At 40.1% G+C, this 21,482-nt stretch carries 17 protein-coding genes; 12 read left to right on the forward strand and 5 right to left on the reverse strand.

The window, feature by feature from the left end; genetic code table 11:
• Positions 1-49 precede the first annotated feature (49 nt).
• The 9 genes from O2Q26_RS07035 to O2Q26_RS07075 all read left to right on the forward strand — a co-directional run bounded on the left by O2Q26_RS07035 (position 50) and on the right by O2Q26_RS07075 (position 10,885).
• Positions 50-1,366 (forward strand): Na+/H+ antiporter family protein, encoded by a 1,317-nt coding sequence (locus O2Q26_RS07035; protein WP_289215219.1) that lies wholly within the window; start codon positions 50-52, stop codon positions 1,364-1,366.
• Between the two features lie 1,091 nt (positions 1,367-2,457).
• The gene (pdaA, locus tag O2Q26_RS07040; RefSeq protein ID WP_289215220.1) at positions 2,458-3,231 is read left to right on the forward strand and encodes a delta-lactam-biosynthetic de-N-acetylase; all 774 of its coding nucleotides are present in this window, start codon (positions 2,458-2,460) and stop codon (positions 3,229-3,231) included.
• 73 nt (positions 3,232-3,304) lie between these two features.
• Positions 3,305-4,177 (forward strand): DNA-3-methyladenine glycosylase family protein, encoded by an 873-nt coding sequence (locus tag O2Q26_RS07045; protein ID WP_289215221.1) that lies wholly within the window; start codon positions 3,305-3,307, stop codon positions 4,175-4,177.
• Positions 4,178-4,345: 168 nt separating this feature from the next.
• The gene (locus O2Q26_RS07050) at positions 4,346-6,208 is read left to right on the forward strand and encodes an ATP-binding protein (RefSeq protein ID WP_289215328.1); all 1,863 of its coding nucleotides are present in this window, start codon (positions 4,346-4,348) and stop codon (positions 6,206-6,208) included.
• A gap of 495 nt (positions 6,209-6,703) precedes the next feature.
• Positions 6,704-7,552 carry a YitT family protein gene (locus O2Q26_RS07055; RefSeq protein ID WP_289215222.1) on the forward strand — a complete coding sequence of 283 codons (849 nt, stop codon included), beginning with the start codon at positions 6,704-6,706 and terminating at the stop codon, positions 7,550-7,552.
• Between the two features lie 390 nt (positions 7,553-7,942).
• Entirely contained in the window at positions 7,943-9,517 is a 1,575-nt protein-coding gene (mbcS, locus tag O2Q26_RS07060; protein WP_289215223.1) for an acyl-CoA synthetase MbcS, read from the forward strand.
• A 1-nt stretch (position 9,518) separates the two neighbouring features.
• A complete protein-coding gene (locus O2Q26_RS07065; protein ID WP_289215224.1) occupies positions 9,519-9,944 on the forward strand; it encodes a GNAT family N-acetyltransferase in 426 nt (141 codons plus the stop codon).
• A 152-nt stretch (positions 9,945-10,096) separates the two neighbouring features.
• Positions 10,097-10,525 (forward strand): hypothetical protein, encoded by a 429-nt coding sequence (locus tag O2Q26_RS07070; RefSeq protein WP_289215225.1) that lies wholly within the window; start codon positions 10,097-10,099, stop codon positions 10,523-10,525.
• A 105-nt stretch (positions 10,526-10,630) separates the two neighbouring features.
• On the forward strand, positions 10,631-10,885 hold the full coding sequence (locus O2Q26_RS07075) for a hypothetical protein (RefSeq protein WP_253934174.1): 255 nt from the start codon (positions 10,631-10,633) through the stop codon (positions 10,883-10,885).
• Positions 10,886-11,323: 438 nt separating this feature from the next.
• On the opposite strand, the gene O2Q26_RS07080 is transcribed toward O2Q26_RS07075, so the two are convergent.
• On the reverse strand, positions 11,324-11,596 hold the full coding sequence (locus tag O2Q26_RS07080) for a hypothetical protein (protein ID WP_289215226.1): 273 nt from the start codon (positions 11,594-11,596) through the stop codon (positions 11,324-11,326).
• Positions 11,597-12,674: 1,078 nt separating this feature from the next.
• On the opposite strand from O2Q26_RS07080, the gene O2Q26_RS07085 reads away from it, so the two are divergent.
• Entirely contained in the window at positions 12,675-14,303 is a 1,629-nt protein-coding gene (locus O2Q26_RS07085; protein WP_289215227.1) for a BCCT family transporter, read from the forward strand.
• Positions 14,304-14,347: 44 nt separating this feature from the next.
• Here O2Q26_RS07085 and O2Q26_RS07090 read toward each other — a convergent pair whose 3' ends face one another.
• The 3 genes from O2Q26_RS07090 to O2Q26_RS07100 form a co-directional block, all read right to left on the reverse strand.
• The gene (locus O2Q26_RS07090) at positions 14,348-15,049 is read right to left on the reverse strand and encodes a DUF5694 domain-containing protein (protein ID WP_289215228.1); all 702 of its coding nucleotides are present in this window, start codon (positions 15,047-15,049) and stop codon (positions 14,348-14,350) included.
• A 15-nt stretch (positions 15,050-15,064) separates the two neighbouring features.
• The gene (locus O2Q26_RS07095) at positions 15,065-16,006 is read right to left on the reverse strand and encodes a TIGR03571 family LLM class oxidoreductase (protein ID WP_289215229.1); all 942 of its coding nucleotides are present in this window, start codon (positions 16,004-16,006) and stop codon (positions 15,065-15,067) included.
• A gap of 525 nt (positions 16,007-16,531) precedes the next feature.
• The gene (locus tag O2Q26_RS07100) at positions 16,532-16,891 is read right to left on the reverse strand and encodes a PilZ domain-containing protein (protein ID WP_289215230.1); all 360 of its coding nucleotides are present in this window, start codon (positions 16,889-16,891) and stop codon (positions 16,532-16,534) included.
• A gap of 495 nt (positions 16,892-17,386) precedes the next feature.
• On the opposite strand from O2Q26_RS07100, the gene O2Q26_RS07105 reads away from it, so the two are divergent.
• Both O2Q26_RS07105 and O2Q26_RS07110 read left to right on the forward strand, forming a co-directional pair.
• Positions 17,387-19,183: a M3 family oligoendopeptidase gene (locus O2Q26_RS07105; RefSeq protein WP_289215231.1), complete on the forward strand. Its 1,797-nt coding sequence runs from the start codon at positions 17,387-17,389 to the stop codon at positions 19,181-19,183.
• A 1-nt stretch (position 19,184) separates the two neighbouring features.
• Positions 19,185-19,484 (forward strand): 4a-hydroxytetrahydrobiopterin dehydratase, encoded by a 300-nt coding sequence (locus O2Q26_RS07110; protein ID WP_289215232.1) that lies wholly within the window; start codon positions 19,185-19,187, stop codon positions 19,482-19,484.
• A gap of 1,043 nt (positions 19,485-20,527) precedes the next feature.
• Here O2Q26_RS07110 and O2Q26_RS07115 read toward each other — a convergent pair.
• Entirely contained in the window at positions 20,528-21,469 is a 942-nt protein-coding gene (locus O2Q26_RS07115; RefSeq protein ID WP_289215233.1) for an RluA family pseudouridine synthase, read from the reverse strand.
• Between the last annotated feature and the right edge of the window lie 13 nt (positions 21,470-21,482).

A 21,482-nucleotide genomic window follows, 5' to 3' on the forward strand; every position in this document is an offset into this window, starting at 1 on the left:
GTAAATCGCTAATGTAAAAAAGGTATTAGAAACATGGGGAGAGATTTTTATGGCAGCAGCTGTCATTATGTCAGTTCTCGTACTGACAATATTAAGTTTATTACGTGTAAATGTGATTATTGCCATTCTCGCTGCCGGACTTACAGCGGGAGTTATGAATGGGGAATCTTTGATAGCTTCTCTCAAGTTAATAACTGATGGCATGGGGGAACAGGCTAGCGTTGCTCTAAGCTATATATTATTAGGAGCCTTTGCTGTAGCAATCAATTATTCAGGAATTACCACTATACTTGTGGGTTATTTAGTCAGAGTACTTAAAGATATGAGGACTTTGACCGTACTAGTCATCGCAGGAGTGGCAAGTTTATCCCAAAACGTCGTGCCGGTGCATATCGCTTTTATTCCTATTCTCATTCCGCCATTGCTTCATCTGTTCGATCGTATGAAGCTTGATCGTCGCGCTGTAGCCGCAGCTTTAACTTTTGGGTTGAAAGCTCCTTATGTAATGATTCCTGTCGGTTTCGGTTTGATCTTTCATCAGACGATCCAGGAATCAATGGACTCAAGCGGTCTTTCAATAAGCATTACAGAAATCGCTCAGTCTTTACTCATTCCAGGATCCGGGATGATTGTAGGATTGCTCATTGCCATATTCTACACTTACAGGAGGAAAAGAGAGCCGTTAGAAAGTGATGCAGCTCATGAAATAAATTTTGCGGCTTCGTCGGAAAAGACAAAGTCTGTTCGCTTTAATTGGCGACACGGTTTGACACTCATTGCTATATTCGTCACCTTATTCATCCAGGCTTTTTATGAGAATCTTGTTCTTGCTGCTTTAGCGGGCTTGATTTTAATGTTTGTATTTAAAGTTATTCCATTCAAGCAGGGAGATCGTGTAGTTACGGATGGAATTGCCATGATGGGAACTATCGCATTTGTTATGTTGATTTCTGGGGGGTACGCCAATGTATTAACGGAGACAGAATCTGTCTCCTCCCTCGTAGATGCTAGTTCGGAATATATCGGAGATAATCAGGCATTTATCGCGTTTGTTCTCTTATTGCTGGGACTTGTAGTAACAATGGGGATTGGATCTTCGTTTGCTACAGTGCCAATCCTGGCAGCTTTATTTGTACCCATCTGTTTCAGTGCAGGGTTTTCACCCATGGCTACGGCTGCATTGATTGGTACAGCTGGAGCACTTGGGGACGCGGGCTCGCCGGCCTCTGACAGTACATTAGGACCGACTTCCGGATTAAATGCTGACGGAAGACATCACCACATCTGGGATACGTGTGTGCCGACTTTCATTCACTACAATATTCCATTGTTTATCTTTGGATGGGCTGCGTCGTTAATTTTATAGCTACTTTGAAATTAAATACTGCGTCTCTGTTTCAAGTTTCAAAACAAACGTTAATGTTAAACTTCGTTGTAGATTTTTCATAAATAGTTATTCAACTATATGGCAGGATAGCGGAAGACTTGATTTCGAGACATTTGGTGAGTGGATCAGGGCGGCGGGGAATGACTCGCTTTCCGTGGGAGCGCGGTGAGCTTCCACGGACGTCCCGTCCTGCGGGATCTCACCAAGCACTCTCTTCCCACAGGAGTCTCCCCATTCCCCGCCGCCCCTCACGATATATGCGTTCTCGAAATCCACTTAACAAGAAAACTTTTAATTAAAGAGGGAGAATAACACTCCAATGCAACGGTTAAAATGTCTTGAACTCCACAATTTTAAGTTAGTTTACGTGCCGTCCAATGCAAGGTGGATGAGAAAATGGAAACATTCCAATCCTTTCTCAACTCAACACATAGCGACGAGGAGACTTCCTTCACTTCTGTGCGGTAAAGAATTATCGAATCCTTCGTTCTTCTTTTTTCCTTTATATCCGCCAGCTCAGTCCAGTCTATACGCCGCTGAACGAAGCGCTTTCGGTTTTACAAAGGGAGTCTTACGCACCATCAGTATTTAACATTAATGTTCGTATTTTCATGCTAAGTCGATGCTGTAAACTACTTGGACATGGGTGGTAATAACCTCCATCGTTTGGATTTATTAGGTAAGAAGAGAAGCTCTTCTCGGTTCGTAGATAATAATGTTATATCAAAGGCGTTTCCGTGCTGCTCATCATCGCAAAGAGCTCCGGGAAATCGCGAGACTCCTGTGGGAAAAGAGTGCTTGGTGAGACCCCGGAGAGCGTTAGCTCGAGGAGGCTCACTGCGCTCCCACGGAAAGCGAGTGATTTCCCGGAGCTCTAAACGCTGTCAATCATAACGGAAACAGGCAGAATGTCTCGAAACTGAGTCTTCCACTAAAGGGAGCTTACGTGAAGGTTAATTCTGAAAATTATAGAGCCAATTTTATATAGCGAGACGAACAGGAAAATTTCTGTTCGTCTTTTTCATATTTTACTCTTTCCCACGCATACTAAAAAAAAGTGGGTGAGAATGATGGTTAGGGTAACAAATTTATTAATTGTATTGGTTTTAATCCTCCCTGTCGCTGCTAATGCCGAAGGATGGGGATTTGAGAAAAATAAGCGAGGTGAAATTCCGGAAGTAGGAAGATACGGTCCAATGATTGAAAAGTATGATGGTTTTTACGCCGATTCTTCTGGAGATAAAGTGGTGTATTTCACCTTTGATAATGGATACGAACAGGGGTATACTGATGATGTTTTAAATGTTTTAAAAGAACAGGAAGTGCCAGCCGCTTTTTTTGTTACGGGTCATTATATAAACAGCGCACCGGATTTAGTGCGGAGAATGAATGAAGAGGGCCATTTGATTGGAAATCATTCTTGGTCGCACCCCGATTTCACTAAACTTTCAAAAGAGGAAATAAAACAAGAGCTGGATCGAGTAGACGAAGCTGTCCAAAAAATAACCGATCAAAATACGATGACTTTTTTGCGTCCTCCACGTGGGACATTTAACACTACAACGTTAGAATGGGCGAGAGAACTTGGTTATATGCATGCCTTCTGGTCCATTGCTTTTGTAGATTGGGAAACGGACCGTCAAAAAGGCAGTAATTATGCTTATGAGAATGTTATGGAACAGATTCATCCGGGTGCAGTTATTCTGCTTCATACCGTTTCTCAAGATAATGCTGAAGCCCTGGAGAGCTTAATCGTCGAGCTGAGAAAACGAGGATATGAATTTGGGAATCTTAATGACTTGATGCTCAAGAAAATTTCACCATTTCCCATCCTGGGACTATAAGTTTGATAAGAGAGAGATCTGGCTATTGTAATGGTAGTCAGATCTTTTTATTTAGAGAAGGGCGGGTTGCGGCATGTGGAAAAAACAAGTTGAATCAATTCCTGGGTATGACTTTGACTATTCGCTTGCACGATGGGCTTTCGATCCTTTGACCAAGCTGAGCCGGGAAGAGAGATGGATTGAGATACCTGTGAAATTAACGAATGGATCGCATGTCGTCCGTATTCAAGCGCTTGGAACGACAAAACACCCTCTATTTGAAGTAAGCAGTGAAGATGAAAAATCCAAAGAAGATTTATTGGAATATATCTATTCTATTTTTCAATGGGATAGAGACTTGAATGAGGTTTATGAGCACTTTCAAAATACAAACCTGGCTGAATTATTTACAAATCATTTCGGCACTCCAATCGTTAAAGATTTCCATCTATATGATTGTTTGATGAAGGTAATCATTCATCAGCAGCTGAATATGAAATTTGCCTATACGCTCAGCACCCGATTTGTAGAGCAATTCGGTTACTGTTATAAAGGAGTATGGTTTTATCCAAGTCCTAAGAGGGTATCAGAATTAAGTTACGACCAATTACGTGAATTACAGTTCAGTCAACGGAAAGCAGAGTATATAATAGATACTTCCAAGCTGATTGCTTCTGGCGAACTTGACTTAGAGCGTCTAGCTTCATTACCTGACGAAGATGTTATCAAACAGCTTACAAGAGTTCGGGGGATTGGACCTTGGACCGCGGAAAATTGGTTGATGTTCGGTGTAGGTAGAGAGGATCTATTTCCTAAAGCAGATATCGGAATTCAAAATGCGATGAAGCACTACTTCCATTTAGAGAGTAAACCCGACCACCAGAAAATGATACAATTAAGCAAAGGTTGGCATCCTTTTCGAAGTTATGCGTCGTTGACACTGTGGAGAAGTATAGATAGCATATAAAAATGTACTAATTCCTTTGGGGCTTTCATAGGCTATTACCATGCGTAATTTCTACAATCTTTTTAAATAATAAAATGTAATAAAATATACAAAAATTTCCCTGTTTACGTTATAATGAAAGCCGTATTGGAAAATATTGAATAGTAAAGAAAAGAGGTCATAATTTTGGTGATTAAAGAAAAGTATTCCGACCATCTGTATAGTGGAGAAATGCTTGCCATTCTGGAGATTAGTGGTACTCCGGCGTGTATTCTAGACGTACATCACCAGACCGTTACACTAAATAGTGGGTTATCTTCTGAACTAATGATAGATGAAGCTGAATTGCATCTTTCCAATTGGTTATCTCTATTTCGAATTCATGATCGTGGTGAAATCTACCGTGTCATCCACCAATTAGCAGAGTGGGATGAGGCGGAATTAACTGTGACCATTCCAATAGCTGATGTGAACAAAACATTTTCCTGTAAATTGCTTCATTTATCGAATGGAGATATAGCGGTTATTTTTTCCTCTTTGTTTAACCAAACAAAAATACCTTCTCAAAAATCTTACCAGTATACAAAAAAAAATCCATTACCCTCATGTACGGTACTCAATTTAACGGAAACATTCAAGACGCAGGCTAAGACGACGAGAACATCAAAAGTAAAAGAACGGTTAGTTGAAGCGGCAGATAATTTCCCATATGGTTTAGCGATGCTGAACAGTAATTGGGAAGTAATCTATGCAAATTCAGTCATGGAAAACATGGTCGACCTTCCTTTATCTAAATATTATCGGAAAAAACTTTGGGACTTGTTTTCTGTAGATGATTATAATAACTTTTTCCAACATTGTCTGAGAGCTATGGAAACCCAAGAAACCGTCGAATTCCAGGGCACACTTCATAAGAAGGGTATTATGATGGACTTGACTATAGTACCTAGTGAGCAAGGTATTACCATCATTGCGAAAGATATTACCTGGTATATGGATCAATTTGAAAGATTGAGAAAGTCGGAGAATCGCTTTTCAATCATCACAAACCATATCAAAGAAGCATGCTGGGTCTGTTCTCCTGAAACAGGGGAGTTAGTTTTTCTCAGTGACTCCTTTACTCAGATCTATGGAGTGGATAAGGAAATCATTCTAAATGATCCTCCCCGTCTTTTTGATTTGATCGACAAGGAATACCTTGATCAAGTGAAAGAAGCGGCCCTTATAATGACTCAAAAGGAGCACCAGGTCGAATTCACGATTACAACGCCTGACGGGGAAAGTAAATGGATAAGAATGAAAGGGTTCCCAGCCGAAGATGATGGCAAGCAATACGTAGTCGGAATCGACGAAGAGATCACAAAAATTAAAGAAATGACACTTCTTGAAGAAAAGTCAAGGCAGTTGTCTACGATCACTCAAATGGCTGCAGGTGTAGCTCATGAAATTAAGAATCCATTAACCGCTATCAAGGGCTTCCTGCAAATAGGGGCCGTCAATCCAGACCTTCGTGACAGTTACCATGATATTATCCTGGATGAAGTCAATCGCATAGAATCCATCGTTCAAGACTTTATGATGCTTTCAAAGCCTAAATCTTCAGTCCAGCTTGAATACGTTAATTTAGATGCTATTATTTCATATGTGAGTCGTCTGCTAGACCCAGACACCTCAAATAAAGAAGTGATGATTCATTATACTTGTGACTCAAAACTGAATGGGTTTTATTGTGAACCTAAACGTTTAAAACAGATTTTGATCAACCTTGTCAGCAATGCTATGGATGCTCTCGACGAAGACGGTGAAGTTCAAATTGAAGCTGTTCTTCAAAATGACGAGCTTATCATATCTGTCATCGACAACGGCCATGGGTTATCTGAGCAGGAACTAACGAAGTTAGGCGAGCCTTTTTATACTACAAAAGAAAAAGGAACGGGCCTGGGCATTATGGTCACAAAAAAAATGATCGATGATTTAGATGGCAGGTTAAATTATCAAAGCAGTAAGAATGAAGGAACGTGCGTTACTGTAAGACTTCCTTTTAGAACCTGAGCTAGCAGCTGATTGATCAGCTGCTAGTTTTTTATTTGCAAAGATCTCTTGTGCTTACGCTTTTACAAAAGGAATCTCGCAATTTCCCGGACCTTCCTGCTTTTGTGAGGATAACGGAAACATCTTATGCGGTGCTTCACATAAAAAAATAACTACTTGTGAGTGATAACCAGCGAGCCTTTTGTATGCGAAGCACTATCATGTCATCCCATTGAATAATTCACTTATGAAAAAATCTACACCAACGTTTAACACAGCTATTTACAATAAACCAAAAGAGAGTCTATTTTCCTAGGTGAAGATTACTACCACCTTCTAATAATACCATCGGAATTTTCTTAATAATTGTTTAATAACCGCTTACAAAAAAGTAATTATTTTTTTTTGATCATAACTGTTTACAAGTGCTTCAAAGCCTTCTATAATCCCGTATGTACTTGTTTTTCCCATATGAAAAATACTTTAAAAAATACTTATATAAAAGGAGGCTCACAGATGACTAAAAAATTGCTATCTTTTTTACTCATGAATGTAGGTGCGCTTGCAGTGGCGGTCAATGTGCATTTTTTCCTATCACCTAACAACTTAGCTACAGGAGGAGTCAGTGGTTTATCGATCGTTTTGAATAATGTATTTCCCGGGTTGACTCTCGGAACGATCATGATCATGCTGAACATTGTCCTGTTTATTGTCGGTTTTATATTTCTGGGGTTCCAATTCGGTGCAAAAACGATATATGCAAGTTTCGCTTTGTCCTTTATGGTATGGGGGTTAGAAACATTCTTTCCTATGCAGGAAGCATTAAGTGATGATCTGCTGATTCAGTTAATCATTGGACAAATTATAGCAGCTTCCGGGATGGCAATTGTTTTTCATCAAGGGGCCTCTACTGGCGGAACAGACATCATAGCGATGATATTGAATAAATACTTTTCAATAGAAGTGGGTAAAGGAGTATTGGTTTCAGATATAGCAATCGCTACTTCATCCATTTTCATTTTCGGACCAACAGTCGGTATGTACGCTTTCTTTGGTGTCATATTGAACGGGTTAGTCATCGACTATACCTTGCAGCAATTTGATAACAACAAAGAAATTGTCATTATCAGCCGTAAGAGTGAAGAAATACAGGATTACATCGTGAAGAATCTTGGGCGAGGCGCAACGGTCCACTATGCAAAAGGAGCATTCAACCAAGAAGATAAAGAAGTGATTACAACGATCATGAATCGAAAAGATTATTCTAAACTTAAGAAATATATGTTAGCGGTGGATGAAAAGGCCTTTATTACAGTTCATTCTATGAATGAAATTCTAGGGCAGAATTTTAAACGTCTAGCTTAATGTAAGAAGGAGCTGCCCCAAAAGTCTAAAGAAGACTTTTGGGGCAGCTTTTTTTTATATACTGTTCAGTTAAATTCAGGGTGATGAGCTCTCAGACCTGCAATAAAGGATTTGTTATTTTTACTTGGAGTAGTATCGGCTAGGGAAAGAGCTAAAGGAATTACATTAGAATCGATTAACCTGCACAATGGTTGATTGCTTTATTTAGATGTTTCAAGTGAAAATAGTTCTTATTAAGTGATAACCATAGAGTTGGACGCCTTTAATATAGTTTATGGATGCCTCATATTTTGCCAGAGATTTCAAGAAGTTTAATTTTTAATAATTTAGATAATTTGTTATAATAGGAACGGTTTTACATGTTATCAAGATTTAATGGGAGGTACCACTATGAATCGTGAAGAATTGATCGCACCCGAAAAATACAATATATCAGAAGAAATCGAGAAATACGCTGACGATCCCAGCCGAAAAGCCTTGATTTGGTTAGACGCAAATGGTGAAAAGGAAGAAATTACATATAGAAACCTGGTTAAACAGGCGAACCAGATTGGGCGAGTCTTTCAAAATGCAGGGCTGAGTCGAGGTGATAAAATTCTTGTTATGTTTCCACGGTTCATTTCAGCGTATGCTGTCTATATAGCAGCCTTGAAATCAGGCTTAGTCGTAATCCCAAGTTCAGAAATGCTTAGAGCTAAAGACCTTTCTTATCGCTTGTCACATAGTGAAGCTAAGGCAGTCATTTGTTATGAACCATTTACAGAGCAGTTTGATGATGTAGCTGAAATGACTAATGTAACCGCTTTCTCTTTGGGCGGTTATAAAGATGGATGGCTTCATCTGGATGAATTGATGAAGGAGGAACCTGATCACTTGAATGCAGCTGCAACCACGCGTGATGAGATGGCATTTCTATCCTATACTTCAGGAACTACAGGAAATCCAAAAGGTGTAGTTCATACCCATGGATGGGGATTCGCTCATTTGAAAACGGCAGCAGATAATTGGCTAGCTATTGAGGATGGAGATACAGTTTGGGCAACAGCTGGGCCTGGGTGGCAAAAGTGGGTATGGAGTCCGTTTTTATCTGTTCTAGGTACAGGTGCCACTGGCTTTATTTATCAAGGGAAATTTGAACCTAAAACTTATTTGAGCCTTTTGGATAAATATGAAGTGAATGTGCTCTGTTGTACTCCGACAGAATACCGTCTTATGTCTAAGGTGGATAACTTATCTGATTATGAATTGAAACATCTCCATAGTGCGGTGTCGGCAGGAGAACCTCTTAATCGTGAGGTAATAGATAGATTTCAACATTATTTTGGTGTCACGGTGAGAGATGGATATGGACAAACTGAAAACACCTTATTAGTTGGATTTTTGAAAAATATGGAGGTGCGTCCCGGATCAATGGGACGGCCGACACCTGGCAACTCAGTGGAGATTATCGATGAGTTAGGGGAACCGGTAATGCCTGGTGAAGTGGGGGACATTGCTGTCCATACCAATACCCCTGCCTTATTTAAAAATTATTATAAAGATCCTGAGCGCACAAAAATGGCTCAAAGAGGAGAGTACTACATTACAGGCGATCAGGCGAGTAAAGATGAAGATGGTTATTATTGGTTCGAAGGACGAAGCGACGATATTATCATCAGTTCTGGTTATACGATAGGTCCTTTTGAAGTGGAAGATGCACTCGTCAAGCATCCAGCTGTACAGGAATGCGCTGTGGTCGCCAGCCCGGATGAAGTGCGAGGAAATGTAGTGAAAGCTTTCATCATCTTGCAAGAAGGATATAACGAAGATGAAGGACTTGTTAAAAACTTGCAAGACCATACAAAAAATCTAACGGCTCCTTACAAATATCCAAGAAAGATAGAATTTGTAGATAAGCTTCCCAAAACTACCTCAGGCAAAATTCGCAGAGTTGAACTGCGCCGGCAGGAACAGAACTCTTTCTAATATGATTAGAGAAGCGTATATAAGCGATGATGAGGAATTGGCAAAATTGATGACCATCCTGGGTTATCCTTCCGACTCCGAAGCAATGAAAGTCCGTTTAAAGCGAATCGTAAACGATCCTTATTACCAAACGTTTGTTTTTGAAAAAGATAAAAAGCTGTTAGGGATGATAGGTATGACTTATAGCCTGGCTTATCACACATCTGACACTCATGTAAGAGTCATTGCTTTTGTAGTCGATGAACATGCTCAAGGTAAAGGTATTGGCCGGAGTTTAATGGGGAAAGCAGAAGAATGGACATTATCTAAAGGGGCTAATCGTATTACATTGAATAGTGGGAATCGCAGTGAGAGGGATTCGGCCCATTCTGTTTACCATCGTTTAGGGTTCGAAGGAAAAGCAACTGGTTTTTATAAAGATTTATGATAAAAAAAGCATCAGAGTTTGGATCACCTCCCAAACTTTGATGCTTTTTAAAAATATACACTTAATTTCGGAATAATGTGAAACTATTTCCAGATGTTGCTCGTATATATTTATAGAGAATACATATTGTCATAATAACTAGAGGTGAGAAGATGAAGAAAGTATTTTTAATCCTTCCTTTAATAGCTGCTGCCCTTGTTTTCGGGGTCATTTACGTGAATAATCAATATTTTTTCAGTCCAATATCTTTCAATAAAGATCCTGTAACTCCTTACTCATGGGATGAATATGAACGTCCTCTTGAGTTAAAGCTCTACTCATTCGAAGAGGGCAGACAATCTGAAAAGATAGAGCGAGAGAGAGAAATCCGTGAAGTACTAAGTGAACTTAAAGAAAGTCCACAGTCTTCTTCAGAGGAGGTCGGCTCCCCAGAAGAAGTTAACGGAGGTCTTACTTTGAAATCTAATGGAAGAACTTTATTAGAGGTGTTATTTTATCCGAATCATTGGGAAATATTAAAGAAGGATGGACCTGTATTCGAATTAACAGATTCACTGAAACAAGTGGTCGATCGTTTCTAACCAGAGGAGTGTAAACAAACTTCATCTGGTTATTCTTTTGCTCCCATTTGTTTATCTAGTCTGATATACTTGGTTCTGTTTAAAAGATATGTGAGAGGTGAAACGATGAACAGGTTATTTACACATATATTTAATTCAGCAGTCGGAGCTCTTCTCGTTATTGAGGGCGGGGTTTATATCTTCACAAACAATAAGGACGGCGATTTTCATCTGCGCAGTATCATCATGACCTTGTTGTTGTTGATGGCATGGGGGATGTCTTATCGAAAACAACTCACAAGCGACAACCCTAGCGCTTGGCTGATATTTACCATAATCATCATGATTCCCATGATACTTCCATTTCTATTTTTTATCTAATTATTTGTATAGAGTTATTAGCGAATTATCATAAGTAATTATAGAAGCAGAATTGTTGAGAACTTAATATAACATGGGTTTGTTGTCGTATGAGATGGAGTGTTGGGGAAACAACTCGCTTTCCTGGGGGACCTTGCCAAGCTTCCACGGGCATTTCCCTCCGGCATCTCGCCTGGATCCTTCTCCCGCAGAAGTCTCGTCGATTCCCACCACCCCATTAAGAATGGAATAAACGCTCTCCCCGTGAAATTTATGTAAGCATAATAAAAAGGCGTCTTTCTGAAAAATTCCTCACAATAAGCTTTTTTTAACGCAACCCCCTCAGCAGGGGTTTGCGTTATTCTTACAAACGGAAAAAGGTCGTATCATTTTCGGCACGGAAACTTCATGATTACCTCGAATCTGAAGCTTCAAACTAGGTCGCCTAATACTTTTCAATTACGCGAGCCAAAGAAAAAGGCCGGCTCCAGCCAGTACTAAGCTTGCTGTCATATAAACATATCCCAATATTTGATGCTTCATTTCCTCACTGCTGATCTCCACTGCACCTGAAAAGGTTAGGAACATGATAATAAGAATATATAAGGCTAAATAGGTGGCGTTCCAATCTATATCTGTAACCAACAGCCAGCCGCCGACAGGTAATGCGGTGATTAAGGGAAGATATAAAGGATTGAACAGGGACCAGGCGTTTCTGATTTTTTTAAACATGAATATCGATCCTTCCTTTCTTGCAATAACATCCAGGCTGATAAACTCCTGGCTGTACCGAACCAAATCGCAAATATAAAATTCCCCGTCGTAAATCGATAAAGGTTACGCATCGTTAATTGGCTCATTATAGTTTCCGGCAGCGTCGCGGCTAATAGCTGGATAAGGCTAAAGATAGTAATGAATCCTATTCATTTGAGGAATCCAAACTTCATCATTATATCTGATGAAGAGTTTTGAGCTGTCTCATGGCAGGAGCCCATCTAAAGGAGAGAAAGATCAATAAAATAACGTAGAAAACAGTAAAGCTATTTTACTGAAAAACCCCTCTTATCTAAACCTTCTTCAAATTCCATTCTAATGGAAGTATTTCTACATTTAAACCAGCCACACTCCCAATCCAACAAAAACAATAGTATGGAAAGAGTCGAGCACAGGGGATAAGTTCAAAGCCTTTGTTCCATGCTTAGTGCTATAAATATTTCAATAGGGCTCCATACATTGGCTAGAAGAGGCTTATTTTTTCCTACCTTCAGAAATAATAAATTCTTTAAATCTGCATCATATCCGCCGATATGTATCATGCTATTGATATAGGGGAAGACATACAAAAGAATGAATAAGGAAGTCGACGTGAAAGCGTCTGTTAAATCAGTAACCTCTCCGTTTTTACCTGAAAAATAATCGTAACCTATAAGAATACCTATATGATTGAAACGAAATGTCAGCCGCTTTAGCCTTCAAAAATATATTGATAATTGCTATTTTACCTAATGTTTATTTGTAAGTATGAAGCTGAATGAAAAAGAGAAATAACATAAGTGAAAAAATTGAGTGTACATGAAAGGTTTGATTTTTTAATTGAAGAAACTCAAACCGATTTCCTTCAATTTTCTATCAGTTAAAATGAATGCACAGCAATCGGGAGATATATGTCGAATGAAATCGAAATGTGTTGTAACAGCTCATTCTTTGTGGTTAACAGGCATTAATAAGGATATACCCTGTTTGTGCTTGTTTATTACCTTTGCTACGCTTTAAACAAGATATAAAGAGAGATAAAAAGGAGACGATCGTTTTGAATGCAAAGTTAATAGACTGGGGTACTTTTATTGGGGCGCTGATCTTACTGCTAGGAGTAACGGTGCCTCTTATTCTGTTCCCGGAAAGTGGTAAAGAAATAGTTAGCCAGGCAAACACGTTTGTTAGTGGGAACTTCGGCGTCGTGTACATGATCATGGGATTGCTGATTTTCGCTTTTCTTATTTTTGTTGCCTTCAGTAAAAATGGACAAATCAAATTAGGTGACGAAGGGGAAAAACCTGAGTTCAACACCTTCTCATGGGCCGCGATGCTGTTCGCTGCCGGAATCGGTTCCAGTATTCTGTATTGGGCGGTCATCGAGTGGGCTTATTATTATGAAGGTCCACCGTTCGGTCAAGAAGGTGGATCTAAGGAAGCTATAGAATGGGCCACAGCGTATGGTATTTTCCACTGGGGACCTATCGCTTGGGCGATATACACTCTACCTGCACTGCCAATCGCTTATTTCTATTACGTAAGGAAAAAGCCAGTACTTAAAATCAGTGAAGCTGTAAGACCCGTGCTGGGACGATCTGTAGACGGACCGCTTGGCACAATTATTGATGTTTTATTCATGTTCGGTTTAATGGGAGGAGCAGGTACTACATTAGCACTTGGTACACCGATGATCGCTGCGGGCGTGAGTGACTTAACTGGTATAGAGGTTACTCTAGGTTTACAAGCGGCAATTATGGTAGTTTGTACAACCATTTTTGCTATCAGTGCTTATTCAGGTTTAAGAAGAGGGATAAAATTCTTAAGTGATATCAACCTCTGGTTATCTATATTTATTTTAGCATTTATCTTTTTAGTAGGACCGACTCGTTTCTTAAGTGAAACGACTTTTAACTCTTTAGGCATTATTTTAGATAACTTCTTCAAAATGGCAACTTGGACTGAACCCTTCGCAAACATAGGCGGATATGAAGAAACCTTGTTTCCGGAGTCATGGACTGTATTCTATTGGGCATGGTGGCTTGTTTATGCTCCATTTGTAGGTCTGTTCATTGCTCGCATTTCTCGAGGCAGAACGATTAGGCAAATGGTTCTTGGAACAATGATTTATGGAACACTGGGATGTGTCTTGTTCTTTGGAATCATGGGGAACTTTGGCTTATATATGCAGCTGACGGGTCAATTAGACGTGGTCAGTTTTCTAAATGCTAACGGAGCACCTGCCACGATTATAGAAATTATCAATCAATTACCGTTGGCTAAGTTTATCGTTCTTATTTTCACCATTTTAGCGATTATTTTCTTAGCCACCACTTTTGATTCATCTTCTTATATTCTTGCGTCTGTTGTACAGAAGGAAGTAAGAGGCGAACCTCTTCGATGGAACCGTTTATTCTGGGCTTTTGCTCTATGTTTAATGCCGTTGACTTTAATGTTCCTTGGCGGACTTGAGACGTTGCAAACAGCGAGTATCGTAGGCGGATTTCCATTAATATTCATCATGTTTTTATTGTCATGGTCCTTTATGAGAGCATCGAACAATGATATAAGAGCTTCTGATGATTATGAGTCGCCAACGATTCATATCAAACGTTGGAACCGTAAAGGTAAAAAGAGAAAAAGGTCGGCTTTAGAAGTACTTGAAGACCGCAACAAAGATGATGATTAATAAAAAATAAGGAAGAGCACGGCCAAATGGCCGTGCTCTTCTATTTATTTTGGTAGATATTCTAATTGGGATTCAATATTAAAATCTCCGCTATCGTTGAGAAATCGGCGCAGCAAATGAAGATGATCGCCGCCCACTAAAACAACAATCCTGTCACCAGGTCCAGCCATTCTTGAAATATTAGCTGCAATAGCTAAGTCACGTTCATGCCATTGCTTAAGCCACTTCACTCCGACTTGGTGCTGACGGTCGCCTACTCTTGTCAACTTCATATAAACTCTTTGCATCTCTTCTATATAGGAAGCATCGTTTATTGTTTGAAGGGATTTGATAAATGTCGAATGGTCTTCGATCCTTTTTAATTGTGTCTGTACTCCTGCGATTTCTTGAAAAAGCTCAGGCTGATGTTCTTTTGCCCATTGGAACACCTGGTTCAATGAAGGATTTGACATATCGACTACTTCATCCACAGGATAAACGTTCTGGTGCTCAAAATGAGCGGCTAGTGGAAAAGCGATCTGTTCCACTTCGTCATAGCTAGGGAGAAGCTTTCCATCCTTGAATTCGTTATATTTCCTATCCAGCTCTTCTTCAATCAAGAAAGGTTTTTCTACGGCTATTTTAGTGGGCTCATAGGTTTGGAGAGAATCCACTACTTTTTTGATTTGGTCTTTTTGATGATTGACTATATCAGGATCCATGGCTAAATGAACCGTGCCAATTAGAAGAATGCTTGGCTTCTGCATTAAAGTCTCTCCTTTCTATTGGAAATGGGGAATGACTTCGTTTCCTATTTCCTCAATGACGTTTTCAACCTCTCTCGTGCTATGAGATAAGCCGAACATTATATGATTGACACCGACGATACGATACTTTTCCAATATTTTAATTAAACCTAACCGTCCCGTGCGGTAACCTGCTGGAATCTTTTCAATGGGATAATGGGGATCTTCCATTAAATCTAAGGGAAGCGGCATGATAAATGGACGAAACTCATTTCCGTGGTAAGTGCTAACTTTTTCACGGTATTGGTGAATCGTCTCTCTTTGTTGTTCAGGACGCTGAGGATAGAACATCCAGCCGTCCCCGTGCTCCGCGACCCAGTCTAATGTCTGCTGGCAATAGCCGGTCATAAGAATTGGGATCTGCTTGCTTGGCTTAGGAACGAGGTTCGATTTATACATTTTTCCAAACTTGGATTGGTAATTAGGATATTCTTCATAAAGGGCGATCTGAAGCATTTCAAAGGCATCTCTAAACCACTCTCTTCGTTCCATGATCGGAATTCCGAGCCCTTCGAAATCCTTTCGTCGATCCCCTGAGGAAATCCCCAGCAAGAACCTTTCAGGAAAAAGACGGTCTATACTGGCCACTTCCTTGGCAGTGCGGAGCGGGTGGCGTAAAGGTAAGACGGTTGCAGCTGTGCCTATTTTTATAGAAGACGTATGGGAAGCCAGATAGACCGCATACAGGAAACTATCAAAAATTTGTCCAGTAGATGGATCTTCAAAAGTAGGATCTTCTAGTAATACATCCTGCAGCCACAATGCTTGGAAATTGTGCTCTTCAGCAAGCTGAGCTCTCTCGATTTGGAAACCCATCGTTGGGACTTGTTTATGATGGTTTTCCAGAGGGATAGTCAAACCGAAACTTAATTTATTTTTTTTAAACATTTGGTTATACCCTTGATGGTTTCTTAACATCATATTTCACCTCGTGCCCTTTAGTATAGAGGAGGAAAATGTAAAACAAAAGTCATACAAGCCCTACAGTGAGGAATAACCAAAAAACCCATTTCCATAGAAAATGGAAATGGGTTTAAGTGATTAAGTATGTGTATTATACAATATAAATCAGTACGTAAAGCAGACCAGTAAGAAATGCAGAGCCGCCTAAACCATATATGAAATCTATAGAATCATATTCTGCTTTGTTTCTCATTAAAAAAATCCCCTTTCAATGGATGATTTCCTAATCAGTGACTTGATGTGATAAAAGTTTTCCCAAATTATTTTCAGCTTAAACTATGGTTTATTAGTAGTTCATATTCGACATAATGTTACAACAGTTTCATTTATATGACTTTTATATTTCAATTATGTTACAAACTAAGTTTATCATTAAAATTATGGTATGTGAACCATAGATTTGAATTTTTTGAATACTTTTCTGAGGGGCAGAGTGAATGGGCGAATGGCTAATCTTGCATATAAAAAAGTACCAGCTTCTCAGCTGGTACTCTCATTTGCTTTATATTGTTTCAAGATACGGATGATTTCCTTACTGTGATCATCCAGAAGGGTCAATCCGTAATGATAAGTCGAACCTTTTTCTTTTCCCCATACGATTTCAGCTTTCCACTCTACTGATGTATTCAAAAAAGTCGCCATTATGATAACACGTACTTTTTTGTGAAAAGGCATTTTTAAATTGGTGGAAAGCAGCAGGCCATTCGGACTGAGATTTAATACATGTCCATCGCCAACTGACGTATGTACAGGGTTATCTTCTATTTGAAAAATTTTGAATTTAGCAGGCGGGGAATTTTTTAATGTATACCTGAGGCTTTCCTGGCGGTTATAACGCATATTTCCATCATCCTTTCCTTGTTGGTTTCATGAAATGGTTATTCAGTAATATGCCAGGATTGTTGGGTACTCGATTCCGAGATATTAGTGAGAGTTAGGGGTTCAACTCCTATGGGAAGATAATAAATGGTGAAATCCCGCAGGGCTTTAGCCCGTGGAAGCTTACAGTACGCCTGTGGAAACGAGCGATTTCCCATACTTCAAGCACTAATTTTAGTTAAGGAAACAGCTCGAACATCTCAAATATGAGTATTCAAGATAAGGGAGCCTTTATGTATTTGTTAGCACCGGAGTTGGTCTGACCAAATAAAAAACTCTTTAAATTTTATGATTATTGGAATATTCTGATACAATAAATAAGGATGAATAATAAAGATATATTTGTAATGGTTCAATTTGATCACTACATATTTTCTCAAGTTTACCATGGGAATGAGTGTCTTCCAATAGGCTTACGCTTAAAGACTAATTGAAAAAAGAAAGGAGTACTATGACATGAAAGAATACCGTCAACAATGGGATTTAGATGCTATTTTTCCAGGGGGCAGCAATTCAGTTGAGCTGAGAACCTATGTTGCAAATATAGAATTAAGACTGTCCGAGCTTCATCAGTACGTCCAAAATTTCGTTTTTCCGAAAATACCTGAACAAACAAAAGAGCTGAGAGAAGTGATCGACCACGCTCAGGAGGCAGCTAAAAGATTAAAGGAATTCAGTGCTTTCATCAGTTGTTTATCTGCTCAGAATGTGAAGGATAAGCAGGCACAAATGTGGGTTTCAAAACGTACAGAACTTAGCGCGAAATATAATAACATCCAAACAGAATTCGATCAAAAGCTTGTCCAAATAGATTCTCCTACTTGGAAGGCTTTAATGGTGGAACCCGAATTATCCGAACTTGCATTCGTTCTTGATGAACGTCGAGAAAAAGCCAAAGATAAGCTGGACTTAGAGCAGGAAACCATCATCAATAATCTGGCTGTGGATGGATACCATGGCTGGGGCCAATTGTACGATACTCTCGTTGGTAGAATGTACATACCTTATAAAGATGAAAAACTCTCCGTGGGGCAGGCTGCTAATAAGTTGAGTGATTCGGATCGTACAGTCAGAAAAGAAGTATTCAATAATTGGCAGCTGGCATGGCAGGAAGAATCGGATGTGTTCACGGAAACCTTAAACCATCTTGCGGGGTTCCGTTTACAAACCTATAAACATCGAGGGTGGGACAATCCTTTAAAGGAACCGCTATCTTATAACCGTATGAGTGAAAAAATTTTAAAAGCGATGTGGGATACGATTACAAAGTATAAGTCGTATTATACAAAGTTCTTGAAGGAAAAAGCGGAATGGATAGGGGTAGACAAGCTCAGCATCTATGATGTTGACGCGCCTATAGGAAACGTGGAGCGTAAAATGGAATACACAGAGGGCGCCAGGTTCATTGTTGAACAGTTTGAAAGGTTCAGTCCATTGATGGCGTCGTTTGCACGGAAGGCCTTTGAGAAACGGTGGATTGAAGCAGAAGACCGACCTGGGAAACGACCGGGAGGATTCTGCACGAGTTTTCCTCACAGCAAGGAAACAAGGATATTCATGACTTATTCAGGCACATTGTCAAATATTGCTACGCTTGCACATGAGCTGGGACACGCCTATCACCAGCATGTTATGAATGACCTCCCCATTTATAACCAGAGCTATGCTATGAATGTGGCGGAAACAGCGTCGACTTTTGCTGAAATGATTGTAGCTGATGCGGCAGTCAAGAGTGCTGCCGATCCTAAAGAAAAACTTCTCCTTCTTGAAGATAAAATTCAGCGAAGTGTCGCATTTTTTATGAACATTCATTCCCGTTATTTGTTCGAAATTCGTTTTTATAATGAGCGAAAAGCGGGTAAAGTGTCTACAGAGAGGTTAAACGAGTTAATGGTCGAAGCCCAGGAAGAAGCCTATCAGGATTCTCTTTCTGAATATGATCCAACGTTTTGGGCCTCCAAGCTTCACTTCCATATAACAGGCGTTCCATTTTACAATTTTCCATACACGTTCGGTTACTTGTTCAGTCTAGGAATCTATGCAAAAGCTGCTAAGGAAGGCCATGCTTTCGAAAAGAAATATATTGCTTTGTTACAGGATACAGGAGTTATGAATGTCGAGGATTTAGCCAAGAAACATTTGGGGGTAGACTTAGAGGGTACTGAATTTTGGGAAGAAGCGTTGAAGCTCTGTACAGCAGATGTCGAGGAATTCATTGAACTGAGCAGTACTCTAAAACAAAGGAGTGAATAAAATGGCCGAAAGAATACCTGAAGGAGAAAAGCAGGATAGAGTCGACCAGCTGGATAACTGGAAGCTTGAAGATGGGAAGTTCATCGTAAAGCGATATCGGTTTGGTGAGTTCTTAAAGGGAATAGAGTTCGTTGATCAAGTGGCTGCTTATTCAGAGGATATTCAACACCACCCTTTCATCAGCATTGACTATAAAATGGTAACGATGAAGCTTACTTCCTGGAATGCTAAGGGACTTACTGATTTAGATCTAAGTTGTGCTGAAAAATACGATGAACTATATAAGGTTATAACGGATTAAAGACTTTTAAAACACCCCATGTTATGGCAGGTAGTTTCGATGCTGAGTAGAAAAATTGAGAGAAAAGCTTAATTACAATTTAAGCGAGGATGTGTAGCAAACACCCACGCTTGGGTGCTAATATCCAAGCGTGGGTGTTTGTTAAATTATCTTGTTAAACTAAAGCTCCCTTTAGTGGAAAACTCGGTTTCAAGATGTTCGGACTGTTTCCGCCACAAAAATAGAGCTTGAAGGTCCGGGAAATCACTCGCTTTCCGTGGGAGCGCGGTGAGCCTCCTCGGACGTCCCGTCCTGCGGGGTCTCACCAAGCACTCTTTTCCCACAGGAGTCTCGCAATTTCCCGGACCTTCTTGCTTTTGTTAGGATCACGGAAACATCTGAGACAGTGCTTTGAGTGAAGTGCAGCTCTTTTCGAGTGCAACGACAAGTCGCCCCATTTCCAATACCTCATTACAACAAATTGATCTTTTCATGGTTGCATGTATATTGTCTAATAGGCTATGTCACAGGCCGTTAATCACTTTTTATCTTCTTGATAAGATTAATTGTTATCCATTTCAAAAGAAGGTGTATGGACTGGACTGAGCTGGCGGAGAAAAGGAAACCAGAACAAAATGACTAGATGTTGACTTGCCAGTCTCATTAGTGGCTAAGCTCCAGAGCCGGAATACACAGCTTAGATGAGAGATAATAAGTCTTTTCCAATGCCAGGGGGATCGTTCATTCCATTTCGTACGGGGGTGTTGGGAAGCTGCGAGACTCCCGTGGGAGAAGGATGTAGGCGAGATCCCACAGGGCTTCAGCCCGAGGAAGCTCGCCACTTCCCCCACAGGAAAGCGAGTAGCTTCCCAACAACCCCTGACTCTTAATAAGGTGACGAACCCCGATTACCTCTAAACCGAGTCATAAACAATCCTGCCATATTGTTTAAAAACACCCCTTCATAAACTTTACATTTATTTTAATATGAAATTAAAATTCCCTTCATCGTCTGTAAGTCAACAAGAGACGCTTCGTTGCATCGGTGGCTTTGTCCGTGAAATTTACTTCCCGAAAGAATGGGAGAGACGTTCGAAGTGGTAAGGCTTAAACAGAGTAGAATTTTCATTAGGAAGAGCTAAGCATTCAATATGTTCTTCCGTGAATGGATGAGTGAATGTCAGGCGTGCTGCGTGAAGGGCCTGTTTATAATGTGGATCGCTTTTCCCTCCATATAATTCGTCTCCTAATAATGGATAACCCATATGACTTAAATGTACTCTGATTTGGTGCGTTCTTCCTGTACTAAGGTCAAGCTTAAGGAGAGAAGCTTTGAATTCAGGACTATAATCGATCCGCTCGTAGTGAGTCATTGCGTCTTGTCCATTTTTTGAAACTCTTCGTCTGACCGGATGATGCCGATCTTTCCCGATCGGTTGATTGATTTCTCCTTTAGCCGGTTTTACTTTCCCGTGAGCCCAGGCAATATATGTTCGTTTAATTTTTCTTTCCTTCAATTGCTGGCCGAGGCGTGCAATAGCCAGGTCGTGCTTAGCGAATAGGATCGCTCCGGAAGTGTCCCGGTCCAGGCGGTGAACATATTTGGGAGATGCTTCAATCCCGTGACTTTGAAAATAAAAGGCAACACCGTTGACGAGCGTATTCGCTTGCTCATGCTGGTTCGGGTGGGTATCTATCCCGACCGGCTTGTTAACGACTAACAGGTGGTCGTCCTCATAAATCACGTCTATTTCCATATAGGTAGGAGTGACTTCAAGATCCTGGGGTTCGAACAATCGAATCCGCAGGGCATCTCCAGTTTTTACAGTGGTTTGCTTCCAATGTTTCGATTCGTTATTTAAAGTGACGGATCGTTCTGTACGGAATTTGTGCAGCAATTTTCTAGGGACGAGCCATTCTTTCTTCATAATCCGTTCAATCGTGAATCCATCCCACTTTTGAGGGACAATGACTTCGAGCCATTCTCCTTGTCTTTTCGTTTTCATAAAACTCCCCTTC

Origin of the sequence: Halobacillus campisalis (assembly GCF_030345335.1) — a bacterium.
GTDB classification, from domain to species: Bacteria; Bacillota; Bacilli; order Bacillales; family Halobacillaceae; genus Halobacillus_A; species Halobacillus_A campisalis.